At 39.0% G+C, this 14,294-nt stretch carries 17 protein-coding genes and 1 tRNA gene; 10 read left to right on the top strand and 8 right to left on the bottom strand.

The window, feature by feature from the left end:
• The first annotated feature begins 12 nt into the window (after nt 1–12).
• Both whiA and AC0OM3_RS18610 read left to right on the top strand, forming a co-directional pair.
• On the top strand, nt 13–963 hold the full coding sequence (gene whiA, locus AC0OM3_RS18615; RefSeq protein ID WP_000006560.1) for a DNA-binding protein WhiA: 951 nt from the start codon (nt 13–15) through the stop codon (nt 961–963).
• Nucleotides 964–986: 23 nt separating this feature from the next.
• Nucleotides 987–1,235, top strand: coding sequence for an HPr family phosphocarrier protein (locus tag AC0OM3_RS18610; RefSeq protein ID WP_000250310.1), 249 nt, complete (start codon nt 987–989; stop codon nt 1,233–1,235).
• A gap of 529 nt (nt 1,236–1,764) precedes the next feature.
• Here AC0OM3_RS18610 and clpP read toward each other — a convergent pair.
• The 8 genes from clpP to AC0OM3_RS18570 form a co-directional block, all read right to left on the bottom strand.
• On the bottom strand, nt 1,765–2,346 hold the full coding sequence (gene clpP / locus AC0OM3_RS18605; RefSeq protein ID WP_001049162.1) for an ATP-dependent Clp endopeptidase proteolytic subunit ClpP: 582 nt from the start codon (nt 2,344–2,346) through the stop codon (nt 1,765–1,767).
• A gap of 241 nt (nt 2,347–2,587) precedes the next feature.
• Nucleotides 2,588–3,457: a DUF421 domain-containing protein gene (locus AC0OM3_RS18600; protein ID WP_000018892.1), complete on the bottom strand. Its 870-nt coding sequence runs from the start codon at nt 3,455–3,457 to the stop codon at nt 2,588–2,590.
• A gap of 20 nt (nt 3,458–3,477) precedes the next feature.
• Nucleotides 3,478–3,684, bottom strand: coding sequence for a DUF1657 domain-containing protein (locus AC0OM3_RS18595; RefSeq protein WP_474212636.1), 207 nt, complete (start codon nt 3,682–3,684; stop codon nt 3,478–3,480).
• A gap of 11 nt (nt 3,685–3,695) precedes the next feature.
• Nucleotides 3,696–4,046 (bottom strand): stage V sporulation protein AE, encoded by a 351-nt coding sequence (spoVAE, locus tag AC0OM3_RS18590; RefSeq protein ID WP_000575924.1) that lies wholly within the window; start codon nt 4,044–4,046, stop codon nt 3,696–3,698.
• Nucleotides 4,043–5,059 (bottom strand): stage V sporulation protein AD, encoded by a 1,017-nt coding sequence (spoVAD, locus tag AC0OM3_RS18585; protein ID WP_000938958.1) that lies wholly within the window; start codon nt 5,057–5,059, stop codon nt 4,043–4,045. The genes spoVAE and spoVAD overlap by 4 nt, the downstream gene beginning before the upstream one ends.
• Nucleotides 5,060–5,536: a stage V sporulation protein AC gene (gene spoVAC / locus AC0OM3_RS18580; RefSeq protein WP_000095399.1), complete on the bottom strand. Its 477-nt coding sequence runs from the start codon at nt 5,534–5,536 to the stop codon at nt 5,060–5,062.
• Between the two features lie 29 nt (nt 5,537–5,565).
• Complete coding sequence (locus AC0OM3_RS18575) at nt 5,566–6,051, bottom strand: YhcN/YlaJ family sporulation lipoprotein (protein WP_001228550.1); 486 nt, start codon at nt 6,049–6,051, stop codon at nt 5,566–5,568.
• Between the two features lie 93 nt (nt 6,052–6,144).
• Nucleotides 6,145–6,351, bottom strand: coding sequence for a DUF1657 domain-containing protein (locus tag AC0OM3_RS18570; RefSeq protein ID WP_000216166.1), 207 nt, complete (start codon nt 6,349–6,351; stop codon nt 6,145–6,147).
• Nucleotides 6,352–6,555: 204 nt separating this feature from the next.
• On the opposite strand from AC0OM3_RS18570, the gene AC0OM3_RS18565 reads away from it, so the two are divergent.
• The 8 genes from AC0OM3_RS18565 (at nt 6,556) to gpmI (ending at nt 14,285) form a co-directional block, all read left to right on the top strand.
• Nucleotides 6,556–6,631, top strand: a tRNA-Arg gene (locus tag AC0OM3_RS18565).
• A 258-nt stretch (nt 6,632–6,889) separates the two neighbouring features.
• A complete protein-coding gene (gene rpoN / locus AC0OM3_RS18560) occupies nt 6,890–8,197 on the top strand; it encodes an RNA polymerase factor sigma-54 (RefSeq protein WP_089148678.1) in 1,308 nt (435 codons plus the stop codon).
• 9 nt (nt 8,198–8,206) lie between these two features.
• Entirely contained in the window at nt 8,207–8,452 is a 246-nt protein-coding gene (locus AC0OM3_RS18555) for a glutaredoxin family protein (protein ID WP_000869730.1), read from the top strand.
• Nucleotides 8,453–8,587: 135 nt separating this feature from the next.
• On the top strand, nt 8,588–9,616 hold the full coding sequence (cggR, locus tag AC0OM3_RS18550; RefSeq protein WP_001258185.1) for a gapA transcriptional regulator CggR: 1,029 nt from the start codon (nt 8,588–8,590) through the stop codon (nt 9,614–9,616).
• A gap of 26 nt (nt 9,617–9,642) precedes the next feature.
• Entirely contained in the window at nt 9,643–10,647 is a 1,005-nt protein-coding gene (gene gap, locus AC0OM3_RS18545) for a type I glyceraldehyde-3-phosphate dehydrogenase (protein WP_000161236.1), read from the top strand.
• A 139-nt stretch (nt 10,648–10,786) separates the two neighbouring features.
• The gene (locus AC0OM3_RS18540) at nt 10,787–11,971 is read left to right on the top strand and encodes a phosphoglycerate kinase (RefSeq protein ID WP_001036350.1); all 1,185 of its coding nucleotides are present in this window, start codon (nt 10,787–10,789) and stop codon (nt 11,969–11,971) included.
• A gap of 32 nt (nt 11,972–12,003) precedes the next feature.
• On the top strand, nt 12,004–12,759 hold the full coding sequence (tpiA, locus tag AC0OM3_RS18535; protein WP_001231038.1) for a triose-phosphate isomerase: 756 nt from the start codon (nt 12,004–12,006) through the stop codon (nt 12,757–12,759).
• On the top strand, nt 12,756–14,285 hold the full coding sequence (gene gpmI / locus AC0OM3_RS18530) for a 2,3-bisphosphoglycerate-independent phosphoglycerate mutase (protein ID WP_001231152.1): 1,530 nt from the start codon (nt 12,756–12,758) through the stop codon (nt 14,283–14,285). Before tpiA ends, gpmI begins: the two co-directional genes overlap by 4 nt.
• The last annotated feature ends 9 nt before the right edge of the window (nt 14,286–14,294 follow it).

The following is a 14,294-nucleotide window of genomic DNA, read 5'->3' as shown; positions in this document are numbered from 1 at the left end:
GAGGTGTTGACTGTGTCATTTGCATCAGAAACAAAGAAAGAGTTGACGAATCTTGAGATGAAGGAATGCTGTGAGAAAGCAGAATTATCAGCGTTGCTTCGAATGAACGGGTCGCTTTCTTTTTCAAACCGTCGTCTATCTATCGATATTCAAACGGAAAATGCGGCAATTGCAAGAAGGATTTATACGCTTTTGAAAAAAGGATATGACGTGACGGTAGAATTACTTGTTCGTAAAAAAATGCGATTGAAGAAAAATAATGTATATATTGTGCGGCTTGTTGAGAAGTCTCGTGAAATATTAGCTGATCTTCATATCGTTCGAGATGACTTTTCATTTATTCGAAATATATCACAAGAATTGATTGAGAAGAAATGTTGTAAACGATCGTATTTACGAGGTGCATTTTTAGCAGGTGGTTCAGTAAATAACCCAGAAACATCATCTTATCATTTAGAAATCTTTTCGTTATATAAGGAACATAATGATGCTATATGTGAACTGATGAACGGATTTGATTTAAATAGTAAGACGTTGGAAAGAAGAAAAGGGTACATTACGTATTTGAAAGAAGCAGAAAAAATTACAGAGTTTTTAAATATTATAGGTGCTCATAATGCGCTTTTAAGATTTGAAGATATTCGAATCGTACGTGATATGCGTAATTCTGTAAATCGTTTAGTGAACTGCGAAACAGCTAATTTAAATAAAACAATTGGTGCAGCACTAAGGCAGATTGAAAATATTCGTTACATTGATGAGACAGTTGGTCTTGATATATTGCCGGATAAACTACAAGAGATTGCGCAATTACGAAGAGATTATCAAGATGTAACATTGAAAGAGTTAGGTGAGATGGTATCCGGGGGGAAGATTAGTAAGTCGGGTATTAATCATCGTTTGCGTAAAATCGATGAAATTGCAGAGAAATTACGCGCGGGGGAAACGGTAGCAAAAAAATAAGAGGTTAAAGGGGAAATGGAGCTGTGGTTCAAAAAAGAGTTCGGGTTTCATTAAAAAACGGTTTACAAGCACGTCCGGCTGCGTTGTTTGTACAAGAGGCAAATCGCTTTCATGCAGATATCTTCATCGAGAAAGATGGAAAGACAGTAAATGCAAAGAGCATAATGGGGATTATGAGCTTAGCAATTGGAACTGGAAGCATGATAACAATTACAACAGAAGGTTCAGATGCAGAAGAGGCTTTAGAAGCATTAGCTGCATATGTACAATAAGAAGCTATCGCGTATATGCGATAGCTTTTTGTTTTTGCGGTTTACTTAAAGGGAGTTTTCGGGATAGGGGGTATGTAGGTGGTTTGTCCTTGTCGTAGATTGTCGGTAAATCGATATGTTGTGTCGAACCGTTGATATATTAAAAAAATCGTTGATATAATTTAAGTTTTGTTCGATATAATTGAAAAATCGTTGATATATTTAGAGGGATACTGGATGGGGTATGTGAGCGGGGAACAATATATAAAAGAAGCGCCCAATTATAGGGCGCTTCCACTTTTAGTTATATCCAGCTCCAGCGGCTAGAATCTCCGGTCGCTTCGCCCCTTCATTCGAGGCAAAAAGCGCCTCGGAATCAGGGGCTCCATCGCCCTGCGATTCTAAACGAGCCGCTTTCGCTTTAAATCTATCTAGCTCCAGCGGCTAGAATCTCCGGTTGTTTCGCTTTTACATTCGAGGCAAAAAGCGCCTCGGATGTAAAAGCTCCAACACCCTGCGATTCTGAACGAGCCGCTTCCGCTTTTAAGTATTAACGATTTGTAAAGATCTTATCGATTAAACCGTATTCTAAAGCTTTTTCTGCTGTCATGAAGTTGTCGCGGTCTGTGTCGCGTTGTAGTACTTCAAGTGGTTGACCAGTGCGGTCAGCAAGAATTTGATTTAGTTTTTCACGTAAGAATAGGATACGTTTTGCAGCGATTTCGATTTCAGTCGCTTGACCTTGTGCTCCACCAAGTGGTTGGTGAATCATTACTTCACTGTTTGGAAGTGCATAACGTTTTCCTTTTTCACCTGCTGCAAGTAAGAAGGCACCCATAGATGCTGCCATACCGATACAGATTGTTGATACTTGTGGTTTAATAAACTGCATTGTATCATAGATTGCCATACCCGCTGTGATAGAACCACCAGGGCTGTTGATGTAGATGTGAATATCTTTTTCTGGATCTTGAGATTCCAAGAATAAAAGCTGGGAAACGATTGAGTTAGCTACGTTGTCATCAATTGCACTACCAAGCATAATGATGCGGTCTTTTAATAGTCGAGAGTAAATATCGTAAGCGCGTTCTCCACGATTTGTTTGTTCAATTACTGTAGGAATTAAATTCATCTGTTATTTCCTCCTTCTAAAGCTTTCTTAGTCTTATAATACAATTATGGTCAATAAAGGTCAAACGAAACCACTTTAAATCAAAAAAATATGTAGTTGTACCATGAAATATTCGCTATGTTTTCGAAATTCCCTGCTTATGTATCTTCAACATCATAACCGAATTACATAAATTTAAACGTTATGAAAACTGGAGAAAAAAAGAAAAGAACGCCTTTTAACTGAAGCGTTCTTTCGATAATTAGTCTTTTAAAAGATAGGTTACTTTATTTAAAATCTTTTCGATTTGTTTCGCGTTTTTACTATACATTTCGCTTGCTGATTTCGACTTTGTTTCTAAGGAAAATAGTTCAAGATCAGCATGACATTTTTTTAAAGATGCTAATAATAAAGGTTTGTTTTGAGGAGAAGGCATTTGGAGTTTGTCATTGTAAATGTCGATAGTAAGTTGTCCGTATGAATCCACTTGACCGAGAAAGACATTTTCAATAACAACACCGAGTTTTTCTAATTCTGAATGTAGCCAAGCGCGGTTATGTCCGCTTGCTGAAAGAGGTTCATCTAGTACATTTCCATCCATAATAACAGTTTGTGGTTCTTTCTCGTTTGGTACTTTTAAACCGATGTCTTTTGCAGTAAGTGGCTGAGAATCTTTCTTTAATAATACATTTAATTCTCCGCTCGGTTCTAAGACAGCAAATTCGACTTCAGCTATACTAAATGCACCATTTCCTCTAAGAAGTTCGAGTAACTCATCACTAGTATATTTTTCTTTCTTTAAATTATCCTCAAGTACTTTGCCATCTTTTATTAACACTGTAGATTTTCCTTCAAAAAAGTCTCTAGCAGTTTTGTTTTTTAAGGAAAGAATGCCAACGAAAAAAGGTACTGAGGCGAAAATAAGTATAGCGAAGACGCCATGGAAAAACTTTTGGTCAAGCCCTGTAGATATTTGAGCGGCGATATCACCGATTGTCATTCCTGCTATGTATTCGAAAAAGGAAAGCTGAGAAATTTGCCTTTTTCCTAAGCACTTTGTGATAGTGAATAAAATGATTAATATGAATACAGAGCGAATAATGACAAGTGTCCATTCCGGCAGGTGAGACATAGTCATTTCCTCCAGTCTACTTAAAACCCTTTATATTGAGGTTCTTCACGTTCCAATACTGAAACTCTATTTTGTAAATCAGCGATGATACTGTCCATTTCTAACATACATTCATGAAATATGCGTTTAGCTTCATCGTCTGTAGAATTTAGCGAAAGGGAACTTAAGCTTGCTTGAGCTCCTCTTACACTAGCAAGGCAAGTTTTAACGTTAGCGATAACAGTCATACAAACACTCCTTATCCTTTCGGTTTGAATAACAATGCTCCAATGAAGCCGAAAATAATAGCTGCGGATACGCCGGCGCTCGTTACTTTAAACATGCCTGTGATAACACCAACGATGCCATGTTTTGCAGCTTCTTCCATTGCGCCATGAACGAGAGCATTACCAAAGCTTGTAATAGGCACAGTTGCACCAGCTCCAGCGAAATCAATTAATGGTTCATACAAATTGAATCCATCTAATATAGCTCCGGCAACAACGAGTGTTGCCATTGTATGAGCTGGTGTAAGTTTTACAACATCAAACATAAGTTGTCCGATTACACATATGAGTCCGCCAATGACGAAAGCCCAGAAAAAAATCATTGCGTTGCACCTCCAAATTCAATCGAAACGGCGTGAGCGATACACGGAATCGTTTCTTCTTGTTGGAATGTAAGTGGAGATAGTAAAGCGCCTGTCGCAACGACAAGTATTTTTTTGAACTCTCCTCTTTTCATTCGGTTTAATAAATGACCATAAACGACTGTTGCGGAACATCCTGGTCCACTAGCACCAGCTATGACAGGCTGTCCTTCTCTATAAATGAGTAGCCCGCAATCTTGAAACTGTTCGCTCGTTACTTTTGTTCCGTGTTTATGTAGTAAGTCATAAGCAATTTCACGGCCTACATGTCCGAGATCGCCTGTTACAATTAAATCGTAGTAAGAGGCATCAATTTGACGTTCACGTAAATGAGCTTCAATTGTATCGACGGCAGCTGGAGCCATTGCGCCTCCCATATTAAACGGATCCGTTAATCCCATATCAACCACTCGTCCGATTGTTGCAGAGGTTACTCTTGGACCGTGCCCAGTATCACTTAAAATAGCGGCTCCGGCTCCAGTTACTGTCCATTGTGCAGTAGGTGGCTTTTGTCCGCCGTATTCGGTAGGGTAGCGGAACTGTTTTTCTACAGCTGTATTATGACTGGATGCACCAGTTAATAAATATTTTGCGCCTTTTGCATTTACGATACTTGCTCCAAGTGCTAAACCTTCCATAGAAGTAGAACAAGCCCCGAATAGCCCGAGATAAGGAGTGCCCAGTGTACGGCAAGCAAAGCTTGTAGGGGTAATTTGATTAATTAAATCTCCTGCAAGTACGAATTGAATATCATCTTTACGAAGTTTTGCTTTTTCAGTTGCGCGACTACAAGCTTCTTCGAATAAAATTTTATGTGCTTTTTCATAGGAATCTTGTCCGAGCCATAAATCTTCATGAAGAATATCGAAGTCTTCTGGGATTTTCCCTTTTGCTTCAAATGGCCCCCCAACGACTCCTGTCGAAATAATAACTGGTTTGTTTTCAAATACCCACGTTCGGTGCCCTTGTAACATTTATAGCCCTCCCCATTGAACGAGAATCGTTTTAATAAGTGCGATGACGAAAGCAGAAAATACACCAAATAAAATAACAGAACCAGCTAATTTGAACATGTTACCACCAACGCCGAGTACAAATCCTTCCGTTCGGTGTTCGATACATGCGGCAATAACAGAGTTACCAAATCCAGTAACAGGTACAGCTGTACCAGCACCGGCAAACTGCCCAAAACGATCGTATATACCAAATCCAGTTAGTAACATAGAAATAAAAATAAGAGTTGCGACGGTTGGATTTCCTGCCGAACGTTCAGTGAAATCGAAATAAGTAATATAAAAAGTAGAGATTAGTTGTCCTATGAAGCAAATAAAACCACCGACGAAAAAGGCTTTTATACAATTTTTTAAGACAGGTCGTTTCGGTTCGCGTTCTTGTTCGAATTTTTTATACTCCTGTTGTACAGGGGTTAAGTTTTTATCTTTACTAGACATTGCAATCCTTCCTTTTCTTTTAAAAAGCGTTAAGTGTTAGACTCCATTTTTTTGCCGATGAATTTTAATTGCTTATTAATTTCATCTTTAGATACTTCTTTTTTCTTAATTTTGTTTTCAAGTTTTTCGAGTAACATAAAGATTTTTTTATCTGTACTTACACGAACATCGAAAGTGGGGTATTCATCACTTAATTGCTTTTGAAGTTTGCTGCGCAGCGGTTTTAATCCAAACCTTTCGTGATGCTCAGGTGTAACTGCTATGTAGAGATCTAAATTTGAATTCACTGCTGTGCTTTTTATAATTTCATCCATAGCGAGAGCTCTTTTCTTCGCTCCTTGTGATATAGATTGATTAAAGGATTCCGTACTCGTCTTTGTTAACTTTGGACCTTTTTCTTTCTCCGTTCGTTTTGCTTCTTCTTTCACTTTTTTATCTAAAGGACTATTATTACATCCGGTAAAAGAGCTAAATAGAAGTGCAAATAATGCGGTTATGAGGCCGAGTTTTCGCATAATTATCATTCCATTTCTATTGCAATATGTAATGTGATAGAAAAAGGATGACTGCATATCATCCTTTTTCTATTTCACAGCAAGACGGATGCGTTATTGCTGTGAGTATTGTGGTTCTTCTTGTTGGACTTCTTCAACGCGTGGGTTTAAAGAATCGATAATCGTTTGTGTTTGCTGCGCAGCTGTTTGGAAAAGTTGCTTAGCTTGTTGGTTATCCGTATCAAGAGCGAATCCCTCTAAGCTAGCTTGTGCACTTTTTAATCCAGAAACAGTTTGCTTTAATTTTGTAATTACAGTCATTGAATGAAGCCCCCTTTGGAATATCAATTCATAGGTTATAATTTGTGAGTTGGGGTGAATTTATGATTGGAAAATTTAGGGGTGGAATAGATTTTATATGATTTTAGCTAAGATGCATAAGGTATTACGGGGATATTTTTATTGATTTAGATGGATTTTATTGCTATTATTATGAGAAGAAAATGAAGTGTTTTCTATAATCATGCGCCCATAGCTCAGTCGGATAGAGCGGTGGTTTCCGGTACCACGTCTGCCGGGGGTTCGAATCCCTCTGGGCGCGTCAAAAAGTCCTAACTTACGTTTTGTAGGTTAGGACTTTTTTTATTTCCCTCTTGTTATATCTAGTAATAAGATTTACTATTAGTACTTGATAATAATTTTTGACCTTAATATTTTCTTTCAATATTATTCAAATTTCGGTTGTAAGTTGTAAATCTCATTAATACATATAAATTAATAATATTTTGGAATGGGTGTCTGCGTGAGGATTCTCCTTTTACCAAACTTATTGTACAATAGAAACAAGGGGGAGATTAGTTTGAAGGCAAGTCTTTTACAAGAACAAAGCTTACGTTTGGCAATGACACAAGAGTTAAGGCAAGCGATTACAATGCTCCAGTATAATGTACAAGAATTATCGGAGTTTTTGTATGAGCAATCGTTAGAGAATCCCCTTATTGAGTTAGGTGGTTTTGAGAGGGAGAAGAAAAAGAGCTCTAACAACAGTAAAAGTACCAGCAAACAAGTCGAGAATCAGATGGAAATCTACAGTGTGGATTCTACAACGATTCAGCAACATTTATTAAATCAAATACAGTATTATAAAATAGATGAAGAAGAGCGGAAAGTGGCTTCTTTCATTATTATGAACATGGATGGAAACGGGTATTTACAAGAAACGAATGAAGAGTTAGCAGAGCTCCTTTCTGCACATATTCATGTAGTTGACCGCTCTGTAGAGCTTGTCCAATCACTGGAGCCAGCAGGGGTAGGGGCGCGTAATATTCAGGAATGTTTAACCTTACAATTGAAGCGCTTACAAAGACGTAATGGATTAGCAGAAGAGGTTGTAGAAGATCATTTCGCTTATTTTGTGAAGAAAGATTGGCGAAAGCTCGTTCAAGTGTTGAAGTGTAGCAATGAAGAATTGCAGAGTGCAGTAAATTGTATAACGTCATTACAACCAAAACCAGGTCTTGCATTTTCTTCAGATAAGCCACTTTATATTGTGCCTGATATGGCAGTAAAAAAAGAAGATGATCGCCTCGTTTTGCAAATGAATGAGAGAAATATGCCGAGAATTGAAATTCATTCTGAGTATAGTGCGCTTCTTAATAATAGTGAAAGTGAAGTAGCATCTTACGTGTCAGAAAAGTATCAGCATGTGCAGTGGATTATGCGCAGTTTGAAGCAGAGAAAACAGACATTGCTGCAAGTAATGACTATTATTATGGAAAAACAACGTGATTTCTTCTGGAAAGGTCCAGAGTATTTAAGACCGCTCGCTTTAAAAGAGGTAGCAGAAGAGTTAAGTGTGCATGAATCGACAATTAGTCGTGCGACGCGAAATAAATATGTGCAAACACCACACGGTTTATTTGAGATGAAATCGTTCTTTAGCAATGCCGTTTCGACGACTGAAGATGAAGCAGTTTCTACAAAACGTGTAAAACAATTTATTCAAACGCTTATTGGGGCAGAGGATAAGAAAAAGCCACTTTCAGATCAAAAGATTTCAAAATTATTAGAAGAAGAGCATGAAATTGTTATTTCTCGAAGAACAGTGGCGAAGTATAGAGAGCAAATGCATATCCCAGCTTCGTCATTAAGAAAAACGATTGGATAGGTGAAGAAGATGAAAGTTGTACTGTATACCAAAAAAGATTGTGGCCTTTGCGTGAAGGCGAAACAAGTTTTACAGGAAGTACAATGTGAATATTCTTTTCAAATCGAGGAAATAGATATATATGAAGATAATGACCTTTTAGAAAAATATCATTTAATGATTCCGGTTGTAGAAATGGACGGAAAACAAGTAGAATATGGTAACATTCACAAAGGTGTCATAATAAACTATATAAAGAATGCAGTTAAGAGTTGAATAAGTTTCTATCTCCTGTTACAATAATACACGTAGCAGGGATTATTTTTTTAACCTATGTGGGACACAAAATGTCACTACGGGACGTAAAGTGACCACGAGGGGAAATGAACCGATGTAGTGAGGAGAAAAGATATGCGCTCATGGATTCAGAACACAAAAAAATTATTACCTGATCTGCTACCTGTTATGCAAACGAGAATGCAAATTCTTCAATACATTAGGCTCATGCAGCCGATTGGAAGAAGAAACTTATCAGCAAGTCTCGGTATGACAGAACGAGTATTGCGAAGTGAAGTACAAGTTTTGAAAGAACAAAACTTAGTTCACGTCGCTTCTTCTGGAATGACTTTGACAGAAGAAGGAACAGCTTTAGTTCTTGCTTTGGAAGACTTTATGAAAGAAATTTCCGGGTTAAAGGTTTTAGAAAAGCAACTTAAGGAAACATTAGACTTGGATGAAGTTTTCGTTGTCCCTGGCGATAGTGATGAATCACCTTGGGTCAAACTGGAGATGGGCCGTGCTTGTGTGACTTGTATAAAAGACCGTCTGACAGCGAATAATATCGTTGCTGTGGCTGGAGGAACTACGCTAGCTGCTGCTGCGGACATGATGCAACTTGATTGCAAAGATTTACATATGCTATTTGTCCCAGCACGTGGTGGAATTGGAGAAGGCGTCGAGTTAGAAGCCAATACCATTTGTGCCAAGATGGCGCAAAATACGATGAGTAATTATCGCTTATTGTATGTTCCAGACCATGTTAGCAGCGAAGCATATGCGTCTATTGTGACAGAGCCTTCCGTGAAAGAAGTTCTTGAGTTGATTCGATCTTCCAATATCGTCATTCATGGAATAGGTGATGCGTTAACAATGGCACGTCGCAGAAGTACTTCAGAAGCAGATTGGTTAAAGATTCAGGCAAGCGAAGCAGTTGGCGAAGCTTTCGGTTACTACTTTAATGAAGAAGGAAATGTTGTTCATAAAGTAAGAACAGTTGGTATGCAACTAGAGGACTTACAAAATGTATCTCACGTTGTTGCAGTCGCTGGAGGTTCTTCAAAGGCAAAAGCAATACAGGCTGTAATTAAACAAGGGCACACTTCAATTCTAATTACAGATGAAGGTGCAGCAAAACAGTTAACAAAGGGTTTTACCCTTTAATATAATCCCCCAAGGAGGAAATTCAAATGACTAAAATTGGTATTAATGGATTTGGACGTATCGGACGTAACGTATTCCGCGCAGCTCTTAACAACTCTGAGGTAGAAGTAGTAGCAATCAACGACTTAACAGATGCTAAAACATTAGCTCACCTTTTAAAATATGACACAGTTCACGGAACTTTAAATGCAGAAGTATCTGCTAACGAAAACAGCATCGTTGTTAACGGTAAAGAAATTAAAGTTATCGCTGAGCGTGACCCAGCTCAATTACCATGGAGCGACTACGGAGTAGAAGTAGTAGTAGAATCTACTGGCCGTTTCACTAAAAAATCAGATGCTGAGAAACACTTAGGTGGATCAGTTAAGAAAGTTATCATCTCAGCTCCAGCTTCTGACGAAGATATCACTGTAGTTATGGGTGTTAACCACGAACAATACGATGCAGCTAACCACAACGTAGTATCTAACGCTTCTTGTACTACAAACTGTCTAGCTCCATTCGCTAAAGTATTAAACGAAAAATTCGGCGTAAAACGCGGAATGATGACAACAATTCACTCTTACACTAACGACCAACAAATCTTAGACTTACCACACAAAGATTTACGTCGTGCTCGTGCAGCAGCTGAAAACATGATCCCAACATCTACTGGTGCAGCTAAAGCTGTAGCATTAGTATTACCAGAACTTAAAGGTAAATTAAACGGTGGCGCTGTACGTGTTCCAACTGCTAACGTTTCTCTAGTTGACTTAGTTGTTGAACTTGACAAAGAAGTAACAGTTGAAGAAGTAAATGCAGCATTCAAAGCAGCAGCTGAAGGCGAATTAAAAGGTATCCTTGGATACAGCGAAGAGCCATTAGTATCTATCGACTATAACGGATGTACAGCTTCTTCTACAATCGATGCATTATCTACAATGGTAATGGAAGGTAACATGGTTAAAGTACTTTCTTGGTACGATAACGAAACTGGTTACTCTAACCGCGTAGTAGACCTAGCAGCTTACATGACTTCAAAAGGTCTTTAATTCTTAATTATATAAGTTATCAATGACAAAACGAGGGAGAGGGTTTGTTCCCTCTCTCTCTTCTTTCGTTTTAAAAGCAAATGTGTTAAGCTTTTGAGTGGGTTTTGTCAATCCTAACTAGTAGTCGGAGGGAAATCCAATGAACAAAAAATCAATTCGTGACGTAGATTTAAAAGGTAAGCGTGTATTTTGCCGCGTTGATTTCAACGTACCTATGAAAGAAGGCAAAATTACAGATGAAACTCGTATCCGTGCAGCTCTTCCTACAATTCAATATTTAGTAGAGCAAGGTGCGAAAGTTATTTTAGCAAGTCACTTAGGCCGTCCAAAAGGTCAAGTAGTAGAAGAAATGCGTTTAACTCCAGTAGCAGCACGTTTAGGCGAGCTTCTTGGTAAAGACGTTAAAAAAGCGGACGAAGCATTCGGACCAGTTGCACAAGAAATGGTTGCAGCAATGAACGAAGGCGACGTATTAGTTCTTGAAAACGTACGTTTCTATGCGGGCGAAGAAAAGAACGATGCAGAACTTGCGAAAGAATTTGCAGCACTTGCTGACATCTTCGTAAACGATGCATTCGGTGCAGCTCACCGTGCTCACGCTTCTACAGCAGGTATCGCAGACTACCTACCAGCAGTATCTGGTCTATTAATGGAAAAAGAGTTAGATGTACTTGGTAAAGCACTTTCTAACCCAGAACGTCCATTTACAGCTATCATCGGTGGTGCGAAAGTAAAAGATAAAATCGGTGTAATTCGTCATCTATTAGACAAAGTAGATAACTTAATCATCGGTGGTGGACTTGCTTACACATTCGTTAAAGCTTTAGGTCATGAAATTGGTCTATCTCTATGTGAAGACGACAAGATCGAACTAGCTAAAGAATTTATGCAACTTGCAAAAGAAAAAGGCGTAAACTTCTACATGCCAGTTGATGTTGTAATCACTGAGGAATTCTCTGAAACTGCAACAACTAAAATCGTTGGTATCGACTCTATCCCTTCTAACTGGGAAGGCGTGGACATCGGTCCTAAAACACGTGAAATTTATGCAGATGTAATTAAAAATTCTAAGCTTGTTGTATGGAATGGACCAATGGGTGTATTCGAAATGACTCCATTCGCAGAAGGTACAAAAGCAGTAGGACAAGCATTAGCAGATGCAGAAGATACATACTCTGTTATCGGCGGTGGTGACTCTGCAGCAGCTGTTGAAAAATTCGGTATGGCTGATAAAATGAGCCACATTTCTACTGGCGGCGGTGCGTCATTAGAATTCATGGAAGGTAAAGAGCTTCCAGGTGTAGTTTGTCTTAACGACAAATAAGTAGCAGCCAAAGAAAAAGGACGGTGCAAAGCATGCGTAAACCAATTATCGCAGGTAACTGGAAAATGAATAAAACTCTATCAGAAGCAGTTAGCTTCGTAGAGGAAGTTAAAGGTCAAATCCCAGCAGCTTCAGCTGTTGATGCAGTAGTTTGCTCTCCAGCTCTATTCTTAGAGCGCCTTGTAGCAGCAACTGAAGGAACTGACTTACAAGTAGGTGCACAAAACATGCACTTCGAAAAAAATGGTGCATTCACTGGCGAAATTAGCCCAGTAGCACTTAGCGACTTAAAAGTTGGCTATGTAGTACTTGGCCACTCTGAGCGTCGTGAAATGTTTGCTGAAACAGATGAGTCAGTAAACAAAAAGACTATCGCAGCATTTGAACATGGTTTAACACCAATCGTATGTTGTGGTGAGACTTTAGAAGAGCGCGAAAGCGGAAAAACATTTGATCTAGTAGCAGGTCAAGTGACAAAAGCACTTGCAGGTTTAACAGAAGAGCAAGTTAAAGCAACTGTTATCGCTTATGAGCCAATCTGGGCTATCGGTACAGGTAAATCTTCTTCTTCTGCAGATGCAAACGAAGTATGTGCGCACATCCGTAAAGTTGTTGCAGAAGCTGTTTCTCCAGAAGCTGCAGAAGCTGTTCGTATCCAATACGGCGGTAGCGTAAAACCAGAAAACATTAAAGAGTATATGGCACAATCTGACATCGACGGCGCTTTAGTTGGCGGTGCTAGCTTAGAGCCTGCTTCGTTCTTAGGTCTTCTGGGGGCGGTAAAATGAGAAAGCCAACAGCTTTAATCATTCTTGACGGTTTCGGACTTCGTGAAGAAACTTACGGGAATGCTGTAGCACAAGCTAAGAAACCTAATTTTGATGGTTACTGGAATAAATTCCCTCACACAACGCTTACAGCTTGTGGCGAGGCAGTAGGTCTTCCAGAAGGTCAAATGGGTAACTCTGAGGTTGGTCACTTAAATATTGGTGCTGGCCGCATTGTATATCAAAGCTTAACACGCGTTAACGTTGCAATTCGTGAAGGTGAGTTCGATAAGAACGAAACGTTCCAAAGTGCAATTAAAAGCGTAAAAGAAAAAGGTACTGCACTTCATTTATTCGGTTTACTTTCTGACGGTGGTGTGCACAGTCACATGAATCACATGTTTGCTCTTCTTCGCTTAGCAGCTAAAGAAGGCGTTGAGAAAGTATACATTCATGCATTCTTAGATGGCCGCGATGTTGGACCAAAAACAGCACAAAGCTATATCGATGCAACAAATGAAGTAATTAAAGAAACAGGAGTAGGACAATTCGCGACTATCTCTGGTCGTTATTACTCTATGGACCGTGACAAGCGTTGGGATCGCGTAGAAAAATGTTACCGTGCTATGGTGAATGGTGAAGGCCCTACTTATAAATCAGCAGAAGAGTGTGTAGAAGACTCTTATGCGAACGGTATCTATGATGAATTCGTATTGCCGTCTGTAATTGTTAACGAAGATAACACGCCAGTTGCAACAATCAATGATGATGATGCAGTTATCTTCTATAACTTCCGTCCAGACCGTGCAATTCAAATTGCTCGTGTATTTACAAACGAAGACTTCCGTGAGTTCGATCGTGGTGAAAAAGTACCTCACATTCCAGAATTCGTATGTATGACACACTTCAGTGAAACTGTAGATGGTTACGTGGCATTCAAGCCAATGAACCTTGATAACACTTTAGGTGAAGTTGTTGCGCAAGCGGGATTAAAGCAACTTCGCATCGCGGAAACTGAAAAGTATCCGCACGTTACATTCTTCTTTAGCGGTGGTCGTGAGGCTGAATTCCCAGGAGAAGAGCGTATCTTAATTAACTCACCGAAGGTTGCAACGTATGACTTGAAACCTGAAATGAGCATTTACGAAGTAACGGACGCTTTAGTAAATGAAATCGAAAATGATAAACATGATGTTATCATTCTTAACTTTGCGAACTGTGATATGGTTGGCCATTCTGGGATGATGGAACCAACAATTAAAGCAGTAGAAGCAACTGACGAATGTTTAGGAAAAGTTGTAGAAGCGATTCTTGCAAAAGATGGTGTAGCACTTATTACTGCTGACCATGGTAATGCGGATGAAGAATTAACTTCTGAAGGAGAGCCAATGACAGCTCATACAACTAACCCGGTTCCTTTCATCGTTACTAAGAACGACGTAGAATTACGTGAAGATGGTATCTTAGGTGATATCGCTCCAACAATGCTTACACTTCTTGGTGTTGAGCAACCGAAAGAAATGACAGGTAAAACAATTATTAAATAATTTGCTTAT

The sequence above is a fragment of the Bacillus sp. FAU20 genome (assembly GCF_056033865.1).
The sequence above is the reverse complement of the archived record's forward strand: the minus strand, read 5'-3'. Positions and strand labels throughout refer to the sequence as shown.

What these genes read in the sequence shown, in the direction of transcription:
- clpP (WP_001049162.1), bottom strand. Translation starts at nt 2,346, where the DNA reads ATGAATTTAATTCCTACAGTAATTGAACAAACAAATCGTGGAGAACGC.
- AC0OM3_RS18600 (WP_000018892.1), bottom strand. Translation starts at nt 3,457, where the DNA reads ATGTCTCACCTGCCGGAATGGACACTTGTCATTATTCGCTCTGTATTC.
- AC0OM3_RS18595 (WP_474212636.1), bottom strand. Translation starts at nt 3,684, where the DNA reads ATGACTGTTATCGCTAACGTTAAAACTTGCCTTGCTAGTGTAAGAGGA.
- spoVAE (WP_000575924.1), bottom strand. Translation starts at nt 4,046, where the DNA reads ATGATTTTTTTCTGGGCTTTCGTCATTGGCGGACTCATATGTGTAATC.
- spoVAD (WP_000938958.1), bottom strand. Translation starts at nt 5,059, where the DNA reads ATGTTACAAGGGCACCGAACGTGGGTATTTGAAAACAAACCAGTTATT.
- spoVAC (WP_000095399.1), bottom strand. Translation starts at nt 5,536, where the DNA reads ATGTCTAGTAAAGATAAAAACTTAACCCCTGTACAACAGGAGTATAAA.
- AC0OM3_RS18575 (WP_001228550.1), bottom strand. Translation starts at nt 6,051, where the DNA reads ATGCGAAAACTCGGCCTCATAACCGCATTATTTGCACTTCTATTTAGC.
- AC0OM3_RS18570 (WP_000216166.1), bottom strand. Translation starts at nt 6,351, where the DNA reads ATGACTGTAATTACAAAATTAAAGCAAACTGTTTCTGGATTAAAAAGT.
- AC0OM3_RS18555 (WP_000869730.1), top strand. Translation starts at nt 8,207, where the DNA reads ATGAAAGTTGTACTGTATACCAAAAAAGATTGTGGCCTTTGCGTGAAG.
- cggR (WP_001258185.1), top strand. Translation starts at nt 8,588, where the DNA reads ATGCGCTCATGGATTCAGAACACAAAAAAATTATTACCTGATCTGCTA.
- gap (WP_000161236.1), top strand. Translation starts at nt 9,643, where the DNA reads ATGACTAAAATTGGTATTAATGGATTTGGACGTATCGGACGTAACGTA.
- AC0OM3_RS18540 (WP_001036350.1), top strand. Translation starts at nt 10,787, where the DNA reads ATGAACAAAAAATCAATTCGTGACGTAGATTTAAAAGGTAAGCGTGTA.
- tpiA (WP_001231038.1), top strand. Translation starts at nt 12,004, where the DNA reads ATGCGTAAACCAATTATCGCAGGTAACTGGAAAATGAATAAAACTCTA.
- gpmI (WP_001231152.1), top strand. Translation starts at nt 12,756, where the DNA reads ATGAGAAAGCCAACAGCTTTAATCATTCTTGACGGTTTCGGACTTCGT.